Genomic DNA, 16,179 nt, shown 5'->3' on the forward strand with positions numbered 1-16,179 from the left:
TGAGACCTGGGGCCTGTCCGGTGGATCATGACGATGGCAGAGTGTGCCCGTGAGTTACAGCATCTTCCTGCTTCGGTTTGTAGACAGCGGGGTTGTCGCGTTGGACGCCGGACGGTTCCGGCGTGTGACGGAGCCGTACGTCGTGGCGGGTGGTCCGGGAGAGGGCTTCTCCCGGCTCCGCGCGAAGGACGGGGGCGAAGCGGACCTGTATCACGAGTCCCATGGCGAAAGCGGGATGCCGTGCGTGACGGCGACGCACTTCGCCCGTGGCGCGATGCTCGGTGTGCTCGGCCGACTGGCGGCAGAACTCGGAGCCTCGATCGTCCCTCAGGAGGGTGGGGCACTGATCTTCCACGAGAGGGAGCGTCGTCACCTGCCTGCGGAGCTTCAGGGAAACGCGGTTGTCATAGCTCCCACAGAGGACGCGCTGCAGGCGGCATTCGACGCGCGCTGAGCGTTCCGCTCCCGATCAGGGTGCCATTCTGTCCTCCGGATCAGGAGCGGAGCCGTAGGTGGATGGTTGCTGCGGTGACGGTTCCGTGTCTACCGCCCTGGCCGCTACGGCGTTGGCAGTTCGCTCGCTGGCCCTTCGGCTCCGGGATGGTGTGTCGATATGGCGTCTTCTCAGCTAGCTGCGATTACGGCGGGAGCTGTACCGACGTGATGAGCCGAAGCGCAGTAGTCAGGTGCTGCACCCCGGTAACTGTCGTCCACGGCATCCCTGATGTGGGCTCAGGCCGTGGCAGTGGTGAGTCCGGTGCCGAGTGCGGCAGTGGGGGTGGCGACGGCAAGTGCCCTTCGGATGCGCATAGTTGTTGCCCCTTGAGTCGAATAGCGGAAGCCTCACTTCGCGCCGTTGAGGACTTCGGCAAGTCTTGAGTGCCAGGCAAAGGCGACTCCCCGGCCCGCCCGTTGGCCTTGAACACCGCGCCGGGGCAGGGCCCGAGGCTGCTCCGAATCGGGGATCAGAACGGCTACTGAATGACACCTTCCTGGACGGGGTCCCGGGATTTCGGGTGATCCGGATCATCGGCCGGGACGGCGGCGCGCAGCGCCGCCTCAACCCGGCGGTTGCTGGTCATGGTCGCGGTGACGGTGGTCATGGTGAGGAGGAGGCCGGCGGCGGCGTAGAGCGGGGTGCGTACGTCGTAGGCGGTGGCCAGCCAGCCGCCGAGGAAGGCGCCGAACGGGGCGGCGCACATGGCGAGCATCCGGGAGGTTGAGGCGACCCGGCCCATCAGGTGGGCGGGGACGATCGCCTGTCGGAGGGAGGGGCCGAGCACCATCGTGGCGCCCATGCCAGCTCCGCAGACAGCGAGCGCGAGACCGGCGACGTACGGATTCGGAGCGGCGGCAAGGCCCAGGATGGCGAATCCCTCGACGGCGGCCGTGCAGGTAAGCGCGGTGCCGGTGCCGAGTCGTCGGCCGAGGAAGGAGGCGATGCCCGCGCCTACCAGACCGCCGGTGGCCTCCGCCGTGAGGAGCAGGCCGAAGCCGAAGGTGTCGATGCCGAGACGATCGTGCGCGAAGAGGGCGAGTACGGTCTCCACGGCGAGGAAGGCGATGTTCCCGACTGCCGGACGCAGCGCGAGCCCGAGCAGCACCTGATCCCGGAATACGTACGAGGCGCCGGCCCGCGCCTGCCGCAGCAGCGACTCACGGGCCTTGCGGTACGGGCCGGGGTGCGGCCGGCAGCGACCGTACGAGCAGTGCGGAGAGAGCGAACGAGACGGCGTCGGCGAGCAGCGGAACCGCCCGCCCGAGCGCGAGCAGGGCACTGCCCGCAGGCGGCCCGGCGAAGCCCGACGCGGCGGTCTGGGCTCCGCGCAGACGGGAGTTGGCGCGCTCCAGGAGCGCGGGGTCGCGGCCGAGCAGATCGGGTAGATAGGCCGTGGCGGCCGTGTCGAAGAAGAGTCCCCCGAGGCCGAGGAGGAAGGCGACGGCCGCGAGCAGGGGGATGCTCAGCACGTCGAGCGCGGCCGCTGCCGCGGGTATCGCGAGCAGCACCGCACGCGCCGCGTCCGTGGCCCACATCGTGCGCCGACGGTCCCAGCGGTCCACCAGCGCACCGCCGAGCACCCCGAAGAGCAGCCACGGCAGCGTTCCGGCGGCCGTGACGACGGCGAGCGCCATCGGATCCCGCGTCAACGTCAATGCGAGCAGCGGCAGTGCGGCATGCGACACCCCGTCACCGAGCGAAGACACCGTCTGCGCAGTCCACAGACGCCCGAACCCGGTCGGCAACTTCCGGACGTCTGAGGTCACTTGGCGTCCGCCTCGGCCTGCTCCCCCGATGCCGGGTGGAACAGAGCGAAGACGAGGGACGCGTCCGGCAACGACGGATCGGACAGTTCCCGGTACTCGTCCGCCAGCGCCTCAAGCCGCGCCCCCAACTCCGTGAACTGCTCATCGGTGAGCCGCAGATGCGCCATCCGCACGTGCCGCTCGCCATCCACCGGAGCTGCCTCCAGGTCCGCCACCGTGTGCCGCATCAGCACATCCGGGCCTCCCTCGCCCGGATCCGGCAGCACGATCGCCCGCGCGGCCATGGCGTAGTACCGCTCAGTGACCCCTCGGACCTTCCGAGTTCGCACCACCTTCACCAGGCCGGCCCGTTCCAGCATCCGTACGTGGTAGCTGGAACTCCCCTTCGCGAGGCCCAGTCGTTCGGCGACCTGCGTGATCGTCGTGGGCTCGAAGCGGAGCACGGCCATGATCCGGTGACGCGTGAGATTGGAAACGGCGCGCAGTTGCTCGTCAGTGGTGACGTGGAGTGTCTCGGGGAGATCGTCGGTAGGCATAGCCCCAATGGTCAACACTTCTTGACCATTGGGCAAGGGGTTTGTTCGGGCTTCCTGGAATCGGCTGCCCAGCACATGCGGCCTTCGTGCCCGCACGATGACTGCGCCCCTGCTGGACCCGAGCGGTCGGCCCGTCACCTCGACCTGCGCGATCGCCCCCTGTTTCCCTTTTCGTGGTTCCACAATGGAGCTTCCAGCCTTCGGGGCCAGCAACACCGAACCCAAGCTCCGCGAGCTGTTCGCGAAACACCAGGCCAGGCACGGGACGGTGCTGGTCGTGGTCGACCGGTCGGTTTCGATCGGGGCTCTGCCGCTGGCGGTCGCCCGGGACATGGGCAACCCGGTCGCCTGTCTGCCGAGTCTGACGATGCGGCAGATCGTCGGCCTCTACCCGGGCGAGGCGAAGACGGATGCGAGGGACGCGTTCATCACCCGGGCCCCGCTCTGCCTCGCCCGACGCAGAGCCAACGCCCTGTTCGCGATGCTCCGCGACGGAACCTTGTACGGGCCGCGGCCTGTTCTCGCGATCGCTCCGCAGACCTAGACCTTGGTCAGGAGGTGATCCGTGGGGCTGTAGTCGATCTTCCAGTCGGCATAGACACCCACGGCACCGTCCTTCCGGCACCGCAGCCCAACGGTCACCCAGCGGACCGACCCGTCGCCGGCGAGCGAGAACGCGACTGCCGTCTCGAATTCCTCGCCCCCGCACGGACAGCCGGCCTCGCCAGGATCAGCGTCCTCCCAGAACTCCTCGCTATCCGCGATGAACGCGCGGTGGCCGCAACCAGCGCACACCCGCTCGGCTCCGCCCTCGACATCGTCAAACGAGCACGAAGAACACGCGCTCGCCGCATCCACCGCACACCGAAGGAACGACCTTCACCGGACGGCCGTCGTCAACGTTTCGCAGAAACACCGCGAGCTCCGCAGAAACACCCTCACCAACCTGATCATCAGCATGCACAGGCACATCGTTTCAGACGCCCGAACCAGCCCCCATCTTCACCAAGACACATAGGGGCACCCCCCGAGAGCACCAGATACTCGGCCGTTCTTCGTAAGAAGCCATTGCCGACGCCACGAGTTGTTCCAGGCCGGGTACGCCGGTCGCGACGCCCTGTCCGATCACATCCGGGTCGACGAACTCATGCCCAGGACGCCCCGCGGGGGCTCACCCTGCCATGTCGCTCTCCGCCTCAGACGTGCGCTCCCCCGACACGACGCGGGAAGCTCGGCGTTATGCCTGCGGTGAGCCTTCGCGCGGAGCGCCGATGCCACACGATGCGCTGCACGATCCTTGTGCGCACACGAGTTGAACGACCCCCACCCACGGGAAGTCTCCAGTCTTGTGAGTCGCGCGAACGCTTCAGCGTCCTGCAGGCACAGGAACCTGAGCCTGCCCTGGCGGTCCTCCATCCATCTCCCACATCCCGCAGTCCTCCCAGTCGGTGGCGGTGTTGCCCATGACGGACCTCGCGGCCTCCAGGAGCTCGGCATCTGAACCCGCCGTGCGGGGTGCCGCGGCAGGCGATGGCGAGCACGATGCCGTCGGTGCTCGACCGCGCGTACCGGGCGCGCGCCACAGGGAGTTCGGCCTCTGCCGTGGGACGGTCAGGAGCCACCGGCAGTCCGCCCATCCCTCAACATCGCGTGAGTCCAGAGAAGTTCCGCCGGGCCCTCCCAACTCCCGCCTGCGAGCAGTCCGGATACAACCCTCCGGGCCCGTCGCGAGTCAAAGATGCCGTGGTGAGGTGAGGACCTTCGCGCAACCGGGCCACAGGAATGGCATACGCTGCGCGCGACTCCCATAAAGATCACATAAGAGGATGTAAACGTCATGACGACTCGTACCCCATATCGCCCCACTCGCGGCATATCCGCCGTTGCCGCACTCCTCGCGATCGGCGCGGTGGGGTGCTCGGACGTCTCCGACGCCGTCGACAGCGCCAAGGAGGGCGCGAAGACGGTGGCCCGCCAGCGCTCGGTGTTCTCGCTGGACATCAGCGACTGCTTCAACTCGGCCGGCAAGGTCGAGGGGATGGCCTTCACCGTCGAGATCGTGCCCTGCGACGAGGCTCACAAGGGCCAGGTCGTCGGCGAGTTCGCCATCGACAAGGACGAGGAGTACCCCGGTGACGACGGGCTCTCTAGGATCGCGGACGACCGCTGCCTGGTCGAGGCGCAGAAGTACGCCCCGGACACCTGGGGGCTCCCCAAGGGTGTCGCCCTCTTCTACTACACCCCGACAGAGGAGAGCTGGGCGACAGGTGACCGGGCGGTGAGCTGCACGTATATCGTGGAAAAGGGCACCGTCAACGGCCCGCTGGACACCGCGAAGTCATTCAAGCCCGAGCAGAACACGTACCTCAAGGGTTCGAACGCGCTCTACGAGGCCCTGTGGACACACCAGCCCGAGAAGGCCAGCGTCGAGGAGGACCTCGCCGGCTACAAGGCGCAGGCCAAGGCCGTCACGGCCGCCCTCGACACACACGTCGAGGGCCTGGACGGCATCGAGGGCACAGAGGTCGGCAAGCTCCGCACGACGCTGACCAAAGCTGCGGGGGACTGGAAGAAGGCCGCGAACGCCGCCGGAATCGACGCGTTCTACATCAGCTACGACGCGGCGTTCACGGGCATCGACCCGAGCAAGTCGGTCGCCGCCCGCAAGGAACTGGGACTCGCCACCACCGTCCCGGCCGACGAAGCCGAGGTCTGGGCAGACTGACGCCCCGTCAGGCCGGCGGAACCGTGTCCGTCAAGGCTCCCCGGCCTCTCTCATCACGACAGCACTCCTGACTACGCCTACGACTGCTGACAGTGCTTGTAACGACGACCTACTGGTCTGACCGCATAGGTTCACCGGCTTGGGGTGGTGTCCGGGGCTGAAGGGGTATCGGGTTGGGTCCGTCCTACCGTTCGTTGGGGGTGTTCTCCATCGCCCACCTGCGGAAGAGGACGAGTACCTCGGTGAGGTTGCCTGGTCCGCATGCGGCGTCGAAGGTCATGTCGCAGGTCCGGGCCATGACCCAGTCATTCCTGCTGCGTTTGAGGTCTTGGCGGGGGAAGTCGTATCCCTCCAGAGAGGTGTCCTCCAGGTCGATGCGGACCGACCAGCCGGGGTTGTCGAGCGTCTCGATCTTGACACCGCACTCGTGCTCCCAGTCCTCGTTGCACTGTGCGGAGTACCAGGCCTGCAGCCACTCCAAGACGTTCTCGGCTTCGTTCATGGCACGAGATGCTAGGTCAGCCGCGAGTCGAGGGCCGGACGGCCGGTACGCGTGCGAAGACCGACCGATCAGGAGGGGCAGCGGCTGCAGCAGGTCGTGCGACGGGGCAGCACCAGTTCGGTGCGCTACCGGCGCGCGATGATGCTGCTGGCCTCCGCCGACGGCAACCGCGTACCGGTCGTCATCGCCCAACTCCTGCAGGCGGACGAGGGCGCGGTGCGCGACGTCATCCACCGCTTCAACGAGATACGCCTGGCCGCACTTGACCCTCAGTGGACGGGAGACCGTCCCCGCCTGCTCAGCCCTGACAAACTCGCCGCCTACCCGTGAAAAGCCCACGGCTGCGTCACCCGCATCGGCCGCGAGGCCCTGCGCTGCCTGCTCGCCCGACGCAGCGTCACCTTCCAACGCAACAAGACGTGGAAGGAGTTCACCGATCCTCAACGCGAAGCCAAACTCGACTGGATCGCATTCGTGCTGGAGCACTTCCCCGACCGGGTGTTCACCTTGGATGAATTCGGCCCGCTGGGAATCCGCCCTGGCCAACTCGAACCACCCCAACCACACCGTGCAGATCCGTGAGCTGCACCGCTACCTGCGCCGGCGCAACGCCAACCCCCGTCACCGCGATGTCCTCGCCGCCGAACGTAAGGAACGCGCCCGCATCCGCAGCGCGAAAGCCATCCGCTGGGGCGGACGCCCCCTCACCGGCGCAGCCTGACCCCAAACCGATGAACCTATCTGGTCAAAGCACCACTGCCCCCTCCCGGATCGCCCGACCTCAGGCCGGCGATCCGGGCCTACAGGCCGATCATGGCAGAGGGGCGGCCGCCCGAGGGCGCCCCCTGTTTCATATGGGTGGCAGAGTCGCGCGACCTGGCCCTTCGAGGGGAGCCGCGAATTGGCGTGCCGAGTCGGACACCCAGGACCGTGGGTGAGGAGAGACGCTGCCGCGCCGGATCGACAAGTCGCCTCACACGTCGGCCGTGGCCAAGCAGGCGACCGGGAGACCTTGAAGTGGCTCTGGGTTTGCCGGGATACGGAAGCCGACCCCTCCCACAACTTGCCGATGACCTCTGTGTATTGCAGCCCGAGGCTGATGCAGGCTTGGCAGAGGGGGTGGGCGATGACAACAGCGCGGGAGTGGCCTCACGGCATGGGCAGACCGCCGAGCAAGGGCGGCGCCGACCGGGGGTCGCCCGGTAGGGCGCGGTTCGTGGGCGTACTGCTGATCCTTCTGTCTCTGATACCGGCGGTGCTCTGCTACTTCGCGTTCGCCGCGTGGCTGCCCTCCGACAGGGATCGCTATCGTGACTACCGGGCGGCGGAGCCATGTCCCGCTCGCGCGACGGGGGTTCAGGCAGCGAACGACTGCCTGAGCAGTTGGCGTTTCACCGTCGTGAAGACGGTCGTCGAGAACGGGAAGCCGTCCTCCTACAAGGCGACTCTGGAGGACGAGGAATCCTGGCGCGGAGTCGTGGACTTCGGTGATCCAGGACCGCTCCTTGAGATGTTGGAGCCGGGCGACCGGGTCATCGCCACCGTCTGGCGCCGCGACATCGTGGTGCTCAGCAAGGACGGGGTACGACAGAGCAGCGCCGTCGCACCCCGTGACGAGCTTCAGATGAACGCGGCGGTCGGTACGCTCGCCGCGCTTGTCGCGGCTCAGGCGTTCGTGTTCGGCGTGGCACGCCTTGCCGGACCTCGTGACTACGAGCCGTTCACTTGGAATCCGTACGGCAGGTGGCTTCTCATCACCAGCGTCTTCACCTGCTTCGCGGTGGGGCTCCCGGCGGTGTGGATCGGCATCCCCTGGTGGACCGTACCCGCCGCCGGAATCTCTGTCGTGGTGTACGCGGCAAGTCTGATGCACCAAGGGCTACGACCCGGAGGCTCGGCCGGAGTGTGACGGCTGCGGCGAACATGTCGGCGAGGCGCGGGGTCTCTGGCCTCCTCGCCGAGGCGCATGCCGGCGGAACGTTCGCGGTTCCGGCGGGTCCAGCCGCTCCGGGGATCTGCCACTTGTTGCGTCATTTCGCTTCGCCTGCCCGCGCCGAGGGGGGCGGGGGCCTACTCGTGGTCAGTGCAGAGGTGGGCGGTCAGCGCCGCGCAGGCCCACTCCTCCCAGGCGTCTGGGGACCAGCCCCGGTCGCGGACAAAGATCAGGTACAGCTCCGGGCTGAGCAGCCCGTACAGCAGGTCGGCCGCGCGGGCGGTGCCGACGTCGGGGCGGGCATCGGGCTTGGAGGTCAGTGCCTTCGCCGCAGCGTGCTGGACGGTGTACCGAGGGTCGGGGCCGGCGGGCCACTGCGCGGCGATCTCCGGGTCCGTGGCTGCGGCGGCCGCGATCAAGGGCATGATCGGGGCGACCCGGCCGAGAATGTCACGTACACCCCGTACGTGGGCGCGCAGTTGCCCGGCCGCGGTGGGCTCGGCGCACGCGGCGCGGAACCAGTCGCGCTCCATCGTGGCGACCGGTTCGACGTCGCCCGCGATGGACGTGTCAACGACGTCCTTGAACAGCGCGCGTTTGTTTCGGAACACGAAGTACACGGTCTGGACGGCAACACCCGCGCGATCCGCGACCTCCTGAAGGCTTGTCGCGCCGTACCCCTGCGCGACGAACAGTTCCCGCGCCGCGGCGACGATCTTCTCGCGAGTACGCCGCGAGCGTTCGGCCCGTTTGTCGGGGCGCCCGGCGTTCTGTCCGTCGGATCCCTTGACCGTATCCATGCCGGGAGTCTATCTCTAGAGTTAGTCACTAGAGACAAACTCTAACTTCATGGAGGCGACGATGAGGGACACTCGGACGGCTGTGGAGCTCGACCAGGAGGCCGCCGTGCGCCGCGAGTTGGAGGACTTCTACCGGGATGGCACGCCACCGTGGGACAGCGGCATCACACCGCCCGAGCTGGTGGCTTTGGTGGAGGGACCCGGTGCGCTGATGCCAGGCCAGGCCCTCGAACTCGGCTGCGGCACCGGAACCAACGCGGTGTACCTGGCCCGGCACGGCTGGCGGGTGACGGCCGTCGACCTGGTGGACCGCGCGGTCCGGCAGGCGAGGGAGAAGACCGCCGCGGCCGGAGCGGACGTCACCGTGCTGTGCGGGGACACCACTCGACTCGACGAGGTGGGCGTGCCCGGCCCGTACGACCTGTTCTTCGACCTCAGCTGCTACTGCGGGATTCCACCGCACCGCCGCGACGCCTACGCGGCCGGCCTCACGAAGCGTGCCGCCCCCGGCGCACAACTGCTGATGTTCGGCTACGGGCCCGAGGCATTCGACGACCCGATCTCCGGGGTCACCGCCGACGAACTCAGCGCCAGGTTCGCAGGATGGCGGCTGGCCGACGTGACACCGGGCACGAACCCAGTCCCGACTTTCTGGTTCACGCTGCACCGCGCCGACGCCGCGGCGTGAACTCGGTCGCACCGCGACAGCAATCAGCGAACCCGCGACGAAAGAGCGGCCTCGGGAAGGCTCGGAGTGGGCGTAGGCGCCGGGCTCGCCCCTGTGTGGGGGCGCGCGCCTGGCTATTCCGGGGGGTAGATGTCCCCGGCGGCCATCATGCTCTCCTGTTCACAGTCGAACTCCAGCTTCCGAGCTTTCCGCTCGAGCCGCCCGCGCTCTTCAGGATCACCGGTCCGCTCGGCTCTCGCCTGTGTCACGGCGGCTTCCTCACGCATTCCTTGGAGGCGGTGACGCAGTGTGCCTGTCTCATTCATGATCGAGCCTCGATCCATGCACCAAGAGGTGTCACTCCAAGTGAACTAGGCCCGGCGACCGTGCGCCACCCGGCAGTGCCGCGCCAAGCGCCATCTCCCTGGACGGCTGCATGAGCCTGGCGCTTGACGGTGGTCGGCCTCACGCTCGTCTGCGCTGGGCATTCGGTTCTTGCCCGGTGTGGGCTCGTCTGCTTTCTGGAAGCCGAGGACCGGTCCAGCGCCGACCGGCGCGCTCCTCCGGGGCCTCAGCCCCCTCCCCCGGGGTCACGTGCGCGCCCGGCACGAACCCAGTCCCGACTTTCTGGTACACCCTGCACCGCGCCGACGCCGCGGCGTTCGTCCGATGTCTCCCCCCGGAATGGCAGCGGCTCTCACTCTTGCTGACCGGAATCCCCTGGCACCGCCTCCTCGGGCCCATCGGCGGCGAGGATCATCCCGAAACCCATAAGCACCAGGCTCGGGTCGTCGGCTAGGACGGCCAGCCGTCGGCGTAACCGATCACGACGGACGCCTCGGCGCCGTGCGCGTGCTTGATGGGCGTCCGGGATCGTGATCGCCGCACTGGGCGCGCTGCTCCCGGCCGGCTGGGCCGCCAAGGTCCGTACGGCCACGGCACTCCAGCGGCGTCCGGAGTGACCGCGCTGATCAACGACCACTCCCGCAGCCGTTGGTCGGCGAGCGGGCTCAAGTCAACGGCAGCATTTCGTCTGGACGTAGGTTGGCACCGACACTTGTGACGAGCGCCCGCATCTCTGACGCCGCGCCAGTACGTGCGTGGCCGCGCGCGAACGGAACCCTCCATGAGGGGGGCCTACATCGCACAACCCGAACAGCAACAACAACTCGAGTGGCTGGACGGCGGCACGCTGGCGATGCTGCTGGACGGCCGGGCCACCAACGGCCAACTCATGGTCGGACGCTTCGACGTCGGCCGGGGCGAAGCTCCGCCGTACCACAAGCACCTCAATGAGGACGAGGTCTTCCTGCTCATCAAGGGCACCGCCTTGGTCTGGTGCGACGACCAGGAGTACGAACTCGCCGAAGGCGGCGTGGTGTTCCTGCCCAAGAAAATCCCGCACGGGTACCGCATCACCTCCCAGAAGGCCGACCTGCTGGTGATCAACACGCCGGCTGGTATCGAGGGGATGTTCCGGGAGACCGGCCGGGACAAGTCCACCCCTCGCCCACCTGGCTTCCGGGTGACGCCCAACCCCGAGATCGCCGACAAGTACGGCAACGTCGTCATGGGTCCGCCGCGCTGACCGAGTGGAGGACTCGACGCCGTGGGCCGGCCAGTCTCGGTCGGGGTCGCACCGGTGTGGCCGTTAAACGGGGAGCTTGGCCGCGAGGACGTCCACAGGGGTAATGGACGGCGGCACGCTGAACAACTCAGCGTTGGCCTCGATGCCTTGCCGCACCCTGCCCTGCAGGTGCACCTCGCGGTCATCTTCTGTTTCGAAGGCGTCGAAGATACGGAAAGAGCGAGGCCCGAGACGGAACGAGAACCAGGTGAGCGTCCCCGGTTCCGCGTCGACCAGGGCCTTGGCATCGATGAGGAACTGGGCGACTTCCTCCTCCTTTCCCGGGTTGGCTTCGAACTCCACGAGAAATCCATAGGCGGGCATCGTTGACCTCTTCATCCGATCGAGATGGACGCGACAGGGCCCATAGCCGCCGGGCCGCAGCAAGTTCGGACCCCTGATCCGACACAGCCACTATGCCCGGTATGCCACCTTTTCGACATATTGATCACGCCATGTCGGGCCTCTCCGTGTCACCGCGCGGCACTCCCGGCGCGAGTGAGCGACGGGCCTTGTCAGGCGCGGCCTGTGTTCGGCAGCGGGATGGAGGTGAAGACGTTGTCCGGGTCGTAGCGGCGCTTAGCGGCCAGGAGGCGCGCGGCGTCGCCGCCGTAGGAGTGCGGGACCTGGTCGTGGGCGTCGGGGGCGAGGAGGTTGCGATAGCCGCCGGGCAGGGCGTGGCGGGCCAGGGCGGCAGAGGTGGTGTCGGCCCAGGCGCGGTGCAGGGACGCCTCGGAGTCGTCGGGCTCCCAGCCGGCGATGATCTCGACCATGTAGTGCGGGCGTCGGATACCGAAGGCGGTGTCCTCCTGGGGGACGCGAGTGGCGGCGCCGTGGAAGTGGTGCACGAGCAGGCCGGTCAAGGGTGAGGTCATGCCGCCGCCGGCCTCGACGAGGATCGCGACGGCATCCGGACCGAGGTCGGGCAGGGTGCGGGTGCGGATGGCGAAGTGCTTGCCGGTGGTGGCCGCCCACTCGTCGTTCAGGGCCAGCAACCCCTCCTGGTCGACGGCCGCCAGCTGCGCGGGCAGTGGGGCGCCCAACTGCTGCAACTCCTCCAGGGCCCGCCGGCCCGCCGCGTGGTCGGGGCCGCTCCACACGGGGGCGAGGAAGAGCACGGGACGCCCCTCCGGGCCGTTGATCGCACCGCTCTGCAGGGTGAGCTCATCGGGCGCGTCGGCAAGGAGGCGGCCGAGGCGCTGCCACACCTGCGTCGCCTGGTCCCACGGGTAGATGACCAGCCCGGCCAGCAGCTCACGCACCGGGTGCAGGCGCAGATCGAGAGCGACGGCCACGCCGAAATTGCCGCCGCCGCCGCGCAGCGCCCACAGCAGTTCGGCGTCGTGCTCCGCGTCGGCGCGCACGAGGCGGCCGTCGGCGAGAACCACATCCGCACCCACGAGGTTGTCCAGCGCGAGCCCGAAGCGCCCGCTGAGCGGTCCGTAGCCGCCACCGAGGGTCAGCTCGGCCATGTCCACGGTGCGTACGGTGCCGGTGACCGCGACCAGTCCATGGGGCAGTGCCGCGGTCACCACGTCGTGGGCGGTCGCACCGCCCTGGAGCGTGGCCACCTCGGAGACGGCGTCCACCGAGACCTCCCGCATGCCGGACAGGTCGATGACCAGCCCGTCCGGGCGGATCGCCCGACCCGCCCAGTCGTGGCCGCCGGCCAGCACGGAGAGCGGCACACCGTGACGGGAAGGCGGCACGCACGGCCTCCTGCACCTCGTTCGGCGTACGGGCCGCCAGCACGAGGGCCGGGCGGTTCCTCACCGCGCCGTTCCAGATGACGGGTGCCGGGACCGCGGGCGGGTCGGGTACGGAGATCAGGCCGGGACCGAACCGGTCCGCCAGCTCCCGCAGCACTGCCGCTGCCGCCGCCGAAGTCTCGGCACGCATGTCGTACCTACTTTCCTCGTTCCGCGCCTGTCAGCTCCGCAGGTGGGAGCAGTCCGAGGCTCGCGACACTCGGGGGATCCCATAGCACTGCGATGAATGCACCTAATATCCGATATATCTCATTCTCATGCACACAGGAGGAGGGCGACGCGATGCTACACAGAGCAACCACCAGCATGAGAATCAATACGCTTTGAGTGATTTCATACGGGGATTTGGATCCCGCGCCGCGTCACCCGCGGTGACCGACCGGAGGGCAAGATGAGCACCTACCTGATCAACCACCTGCGCATCCCCGGCGGCGTGCCGAACGAGCAGGGTCTGACGTACCTGGAGCACGTCGAGGAGACCGCCAGGCCGTTCGGCGGCAGATGGCTGGCGCAGGGCGAGGGGGAGGTGGTCGAGGGCGCCTGGCCGGGCACGGTGGTGCTGATGGAGTTCCCGAGCATGGAGGACGCCCGGAACTGGTACGACTCCCCCGCGTACCGGGCGATCCGGCCACTGCGGACCGACAACTCCATCAGCGACTTGATCCTGGTGGACGGCGTCGGCCCCGACTACACTGTGGCCGGCTTCGCCCAGGACGTGCGCGCGGCGATCGCATCCCGTAGCTAGCGGCCTGTCCCGGATCGGCCTTTCCGGCGGAACGCGACAGTCGGCCGGGATGTTCTCCACGCGCGAGGACCGCCTGCGCGAGCTCAGTTCAGTGGCGGGGGCTCGAAGCTTCCGTAGCGCTGTTCAAGCAACTCGGCAAAGCGGATGCAGCTGAGATCCTGGCGAAGGGGGCCGATGATCTGGACGCCGATCGGTAGCCCGTCGCGGGAGCGCGCGATCGGCGCGATGGTCGCGGGCAGGCCGGGGGCACTCGCGATCCCGGACCAGACGAGTTGGTCGGGGTAGCTGTACGTTCCGCCGTCGATCGAGATCGTACGCGACCACTGATCGGCGCTGTGGTCGTGCGGGAACGTGGTTGTCGGCGACGGCGGGCAGAGGACGAAGTCGAACTCGGAGAAGAGCCTGGACCACTCCTCCCGATGACGGGCGCGGACCGCGTCCGTCTCAATCCACGCGCGGTAGCTCAGCGCGGCGCCACGTGCTCGTTCGGCGGCGAGTCCCGTGTCCCCGGGGTCGACGCCGGTCGCCCGAATGCGGGCCTCCTCGTAGGCCGCCGGCGGATAGGACGAGGCGATCGACGCGAGCAGCAGACGCATATACACCCGGGCCGCCTCGACCTGGTCGGGAAGGAGATCGCTGTGTCGGCTCACCCGCACGCCGTCAGTACGCAGTCCCTTTGCCAGCTCGGCCAGGGCCGCACGCACCTCGCCCGAGGTCGGGATGAGCGGGTGGTCGTCGAGAACCAGCACCCTGCAGGTGGCCAGGTCGCTCATGACCTGCCGGTGTCCGCTGTCGACGTCCACACCGGACAGGACGTTGAACACGACGGCGAGATCCCGCGCACCACGTGCCATCGGGCCGATCACGCTGAGGTCGCGGCTGTAGTCGAGCGGAAGGCTGGGCGGCGCGACGTGGCCCCGTGACGGCAGCAACCCGAAAGTGGACTTGTGCGCGTAGACGCCGGTGAAGTGCGCGGGCACGCGAAGGGATCCCGCGATGTCGGAGCCGATCGAGACCGTCCCGAAGCCGACGGCAAGGGCGGCCGCGGAGCCTCCCGACGACCCTCCCGGCGTCCGGGTGGGGTCCCAGGGATTGCTGGTGGTGCCGTAGATCGGGTTGTAGGTCTGTAGGTCTCCCAGACCGACGGGCACGTTCGTCTTGCCGAGGACCACCGCGCCTGCCACCTTCAGCCGATGCACCGCGACGGCGTCCTCGGCGGGGACGAAGTCCGCGAACGGCGGGATGCCCCAGGTGGTCGGCAGTCCGGCGACGTTGAAGGATTCCTTCACTGTCACCGGGATACCGAGCAGCGGCCCGCGCTCGCCCCGGCCTCGCGCGGCGTCGGCGGCGCGGGCTGCCGCGAGTGCGCGATCGAAGTCCCTCACCACGACCGCGTTGATCTCCCCGTCGAGCCTCTCGATGCGGTTGATCGCCTGTTCGGCCAGCTCGACCGCCGACACGTCGCGACGGTCGAGGAGTTCGGCCTGCTCGGCTGCGGTGCGGTAGACGTCGTCGTCGGTATTGCTCATGACGGCTTCCTTTCAGGCGTCAGCGTCCGACGGCCTGGCCCCAGCTGACTTGATGATGTAGAAGTCAGAAGCTAGCATCCAGCTACCAGATCGGATAGTCAGGGGAGGGCGGATGTCGGTCAGCCTCGAAGGCGCGCTCGCCGACCGCGGCAGGTGGCGGATCGACAACTGCTCCATCGCCATGGCGATGGAGGTGCTCGGTGCGCGCTCCACCATGCTCGTCCTCAGGGAGGCGCTGTACGGTACGCGGCGCTTCGACGACTTCGTACGCCGCACGCACAGCACGGACGCGATCGTGGCGTCGCGGCTGAAGCGCCTCACCGAACTCGGGATTTTGGCCAAACAGCCCTACCGGGAAGCGGGCAAGCGCACCCGCAGCGAATACTGCCTCACCGCGATGGGGCGCGACCTCCTTCCCGTGGTCTTCGGACTCATGCAGTGGGGAAGCAGGCATCTGCAGCCTGAGGGGAAGGGCCCGCTCACGCTCGTCGAGCGCACCACCGGAGAGCCGGTCGTGATCGAGGCCCGGAGCGGGGACGGAAGGTCTCTGGGAATGGACGAGTTGGCCCTGGTGGCGAACTTCCCGATTGACGTCGCATCCTCGGACGACGACGGCTCCTCGATCTAGGCGACGACATCGAACCCGACCATCAGGCCTCGACCTACGCGTGATGCCGATGCGGACGGCCATGCCCGACACAGAATTCGAGCACGCGATCTGGGCGCCCACCCGGAACCGCCGTTCGACCCGTTCCGGAACCCGAAGGCCCAACGTGAACTGGTCACCGCCGCTCCGGCGGCGTCTACCTGCCTCCCACGACGGTGTGTTCGCCGCGGTGGTCAACGACTACAGGCGGTTTGACGAGGTGGTCGACCTCCGGACCGGCGAGGTGACTCCGGCTCTGGACATCCAGGGTGATCAGGAAGAGACAGTGCGACGTGTCCTCGGTCGCAGAGATCGACCCGGCTCGGACCGTCCTCGGACTCCCAGACATTGCTCTCGATCCGTTGGTCGAGATCCCATACCGCAGGGATCCCGATTGGATGCCATATCAAGCCGTCGTCCAGGACGCCCCCGCCC

At 68.2% G+C, this 16,179-nt stretch carries 15 protein-coding genes and 3 pseudogenes; 9 read left to right on the forward strand and 9 right to left on the reverse strand.

Features of this window, described 5'->3' with window-relative positions; genetic code table 11:
* Nucleotides 1–49 precede the first annotated feature (49 nt).
* Nucleotides 50–454: a hypothetical protein gene (locus IEY79_RS27635; protein ID WP_189110328.1), complete on the forward strand. Its 405-nt coding sequence runs from the start codon at nt 50–52 to the stop codon at nt 452–454.
* 520 nt (nt 455–974) lie between these two features.
* Here the strand turns inward: IEY79_RS27635 and IEY79_RS27640 are convergent.
* A pseudogene (locus tag IEY79_RS27640) lies at nt 975–2,265 on the reverse strand (MFS transporter).
* Nucleotides 2,262–2,801, reverse strand: a complete 540-nt coding sequence (locus tag IEY79_RS27645; protein ID WP_189110329.1) for an ArsR/SmtB family transcription factor — start codon at nt 2,799–2,801, stop codon at nt 2,262–2,264. The pseudogene IEY79_RS27640 and the gene IEY79_RS27645 overlap by 4 nt, the downstream one beginning before the upstream one ends.
* 211 nt (nt 2,802–3,012) lie before the next feature.
* Here IEY79_RS27645 and IEY79_RS27650 point away from each other — a divergent pair.
* Nucleotides 3,013–3,231 (forward strand): annotated as a pseudogene (locus IEY79_RS27650) (IS110 family transposase); the annotation flags it as partial.
* Between the two features lie 110 nt (nt 3,232–3,341).
* Here the strand turns inward: IEY79_RS27650 and IEY79_RS27655 are convergent.
* Nucleotides 3,342–3,659: a hypothetical protein gene (locus IEY79_RS27655; RefSeq protein ID WP_229701178.1), complete on the reverse strand. Its 318-nt coding sequence runs from the start codon at nt 3,657–3,659 to the stop codon at nt 3,342–3,344.
* Nucleotides 3,660–4,638: 979 nt separating this feature from the next.
* On the opposite strand from IEY79_RS27655, the gene IEY79_RS27660 reads away from it, so the two are divergent.
* Nucleotides 4,639–5,526: a septum formation family protein gene (locus IEY79_RS27660; RefSeq protein ID WP_189110330.1), complete on the forward strand. Its 888-nt coding sequence runs from the start codon at nt 4,639–4,641 to the stop codon at nt 5,524–5,526.
* A 184-nt stretch (nt 5,527–5,710) separates the two neighbouring features.
* On the opposite strand, the gene IEY79_RS27665 is transcribed toward IEY79_RS27660, so the two are convergent.
* Nucleotides 5,711–6,028 carry an immunity 53 family protein gene (locus IEY79_RS27665; RefSeq protein WP_189110331.1) on the reverse strand — a complete coding sequence of 106 codons (318 nt, stop codon included), beginning with the start codon at nt 6,026–6,028 and terminating at the stop codon, nt 5,711–5,713.
* A gap of 51 nt (nt 6,029–6,079) precedes the next feature.
* Between IEY79_RS27665 and IEY79_RS27670 the strand changes: the two are divergent.
* Together IEY79_RS27670 and IEY79_RS27675 are read left to right on the forward strand one after the other, a co-directional pair.
* Nucleotides 6,080–6,749: pseudogene (locus tag IEY79_RS27670) on the forward strand (helix-turn-helix domain-containing protein).
* Between the two features lie 435 nt (nt 6,750–7,184).
* On the forward strand, nt 7,185–7,937 hold the full coding sequence (locus tag IEY79_RS27675) for a hypothetical protein (protein WP_229701179.1): 753 nt from the start codon (nt 7,185–7,187) through the stop codon (nt 7,935–7,937).
* A 161-nt stretch (nt 7,938–8,098) separates the two neighbouring features.
* Here IEY79_RS27675 and IEY79_RS27680 read toward each other — a convergent pair whose 3' ends face one another.
* Nucleotides 8,099–8,761 (reverse strand): TetR/AcrR family transcriptional regulator, encoded by a 663-nt coding sequence (locus tag IEY79_RS27680; RefSeq protein WP_189110332.1) that lies wholly within the window; start codon nt 8,759–8,761, stop codon nt 8,099–8,101.
* Nucleotides 8,762–8,822: 61 nt separating this feature from the next.
* Between IEY79_RS27680 and IEY79_RS27685 the strand changes: the two genes are divergently transcribed.
* A complete protein-coding gene (locus tag IEY79_RS27685) occupies nt 8,823–9,449 on the forward strand; it encodes a class I SAM-dependent methyltransferase (protein ID WP_229701180.1) in 627 nt (208 codons plus the stop codon).
* A gap of 113 nt (nt 9,450–9,562) precedes the next feature.
* On the opposite strand, the gene IEY79_RS37565 is transcribed toward IEY79_RS27685, so the two are convergent.
* Complete coding sequence (locus tag IEY79_RS37565; protein WP_308426698.1) at nt 9,563–9,772, reverse strand: DUF6381 family protein; 210 nt, start codon at nt 9,770–9,772, stop codon at nt 9,563–9,565.
* A gap of 782 nt (nt 9,773–10,554) precedes the next feature.
* Here IEY79_RS37565 and IEY79_RS27690 point away from each other — a divergent pair.
* Nucleotides 10,555–11,016: a cupin domain-containing protein gene (locus IEY79_RS27690; RefSeq protein WP_189110334.1), complete on the forward strand. Its 462-nt coding sequence runs from the start codon at nt 10,555–10,557 to the stop codon at nt 11,014–11,016.
* Between the two features lie 63 nt (nt 11,017–11,079).
* Here the strand turns inward: IEY79_RS27690 and IEY79_RS27695 are convergent, their stop codons facing one another.
* Together IEY79_RS27695 and IEY79_RS27700 are read right to left on the reverse strand one after the other, a co-directional pair.
* On the reverse strand, nt 11,080–11,358 hold the full coding sequence (locus tag IEY79_RS27695; RefSeq protein WP_229701182.1) for a putative quinol monooxygenase: 279 nt from the start codon (nt 11,356–11,358) through the stop codon (nt 11,080–11,082).
* A gap of 212 nt (nt 11,359–11,570) precedes the next feature.
* A complete protein-coding gene (locus tag IEY79_RS27700; RefSeq protein ID WP_189110336.1) occupies nt 11,571–12,764 on the reverse strand; it encodes an FAD-binding oxidoreductase in 1,194 nt (397 codons plus the stop codon).
* Between the two features lie 451 nt (nt 12,765–13,215).
* On the opposite strand from IEY79_RS27700, the gene IEY79_RS27705 reads away from it, so the two are divergent.
* Nucleotides 13,216–13,569 carry a DUF1330 domain-containing protein gene (locus tag IEY79_RS27705; RefSeq protein WP_189110337.1) on the forward strand — a complete coding sequence of 118 codons (354 nt, stop codon included), beginning with the start codon at nt 13,216–13,218 and terminating at the stop codon, nt 13,567–13,569.
* A gap of 83 nt (nt 13,570–13,652) precedes the next feature.
* On the opposite strand, the gene IEY79_RS27710 is transcribed toward IEY79_RS27705, so the two are convergent.
* Nucleotides 13,653–15,098, reverse strand: coding sequence for an amidase (locus IEY79_RS27710; RefSeq protein ID WP_189110338.1), 1,446 nt, complete (start codon nt 15,096–15,098; stop codon nt 13,653–13,655).
* A gap of 112 nt (nt 15,099–15,210) precedes the next feature.
* Between IEY79_RS27710 and IEY79_RS27715 the strand changes: the two genes are divergently transcribed.
* Complete coding sequence (locus IEY79_RS27715; protein WP_189110339.1) at nt 15,211–15,726, forward strand: winged helix-turn-helix transcriptional regulator; 516 nt, start codon at nt 15,211–15,213, stop codon at nt 15,724–15,726.
* Nucleotides 15,727–16,179: the final 453 nt, after the last annotated feature.

The sequence above is a fragment of the Streptomyces camponoticapitis genome, from assembly GCF_014646115.1.
Classification (GTDB): Bacteria; Actinomycetota; Actinomycetes; order Streptomycetales; family Streptomycetaceae; genus Streptomyces; species Streptomyces camponoticapitis.

Excerpts from the sequence above, each read along its gene's own strand:
- IEY79_RS27645 (WP_189110329.1), bottom strand. The coding sequence starts at position 2,801 with ATGCCTACCGACGATCTCCCCGAGACACTCCACGTCACCACTGACGAG.
- IEY79_RS27660 (WP_189110330.1), top strand. The coding sequence starts at position 4,639 with ATGACGACTCGTACCCCATATCGCCCCACTCGCGGCATATCCGCCGTT.
- IEY79_RS27665 (WP_189110331.1), bottom strand. The coding sequence starts at position 6,028 with ATGAACGAAGCCGAGAACGTCTTGGAGTGGCTGCAGGCCTGGTACTCC.
- IEY79_RS27675 (WP_229701179.1), top strand. The coding sequence starts at position 7,185 with ATGGGCAGACCGCCGAGCAAGGGCGGCGCCGACCGGGGGTCGCCCGGT.
- IEY79_RS27680 (WP_189110332.1), bottom strand. The coding sequence starts at position 8,761 with ATGGATACGGTCAAGGGATCCGACGGACAGAACGCCGGGCGCCCCGAC.
- IEY79_RS27685 (WP_229701180.1), top strand. The coding sequence starts at position 8,823 with ATGAGGGACACTCGGACGGCTGTGGAGCTCGACCAGGAGGCCGCCGTG.
- IEY79_RS37565 (WP_308426698.1), bottom strand. The coding sequence starts at position 9,772 with ATGGATCGAGGCTCGATCATGAATGAGACAGGCACACTGCGTCACCGC.
- IEY79_RS27690 (WP_189110334.1), top strand. The coding sequence starts at position 10,555 with ATGAGGGGGGCCTACATCGCACAACCCGAACAGCAACAACAACTCGAG.
- IEY79_RS27705 (WP_189110337.1), top strand. The coding sequence starts at position 13,216 with ATGAGCACCTACCTGATCAACCACCTGCGCATCCCCGGCGGCGTGCCG.
- IEY79_RS27710 (WP_189110338.1), bottom strand. The coding sequence starts at position 15,098 with ATGAGCAATACCGACGACGACGTCTACCGCACCGCAGCCGAGCAGGCC.
- IEY79_RS27715 (WP_189110339.1), top strand. The coding sequence starts at position 15,211 with ATGTCGGTCAGCCTCGAAGGCGCGCTCGCCGACCGCGGCAGGTGGCGG.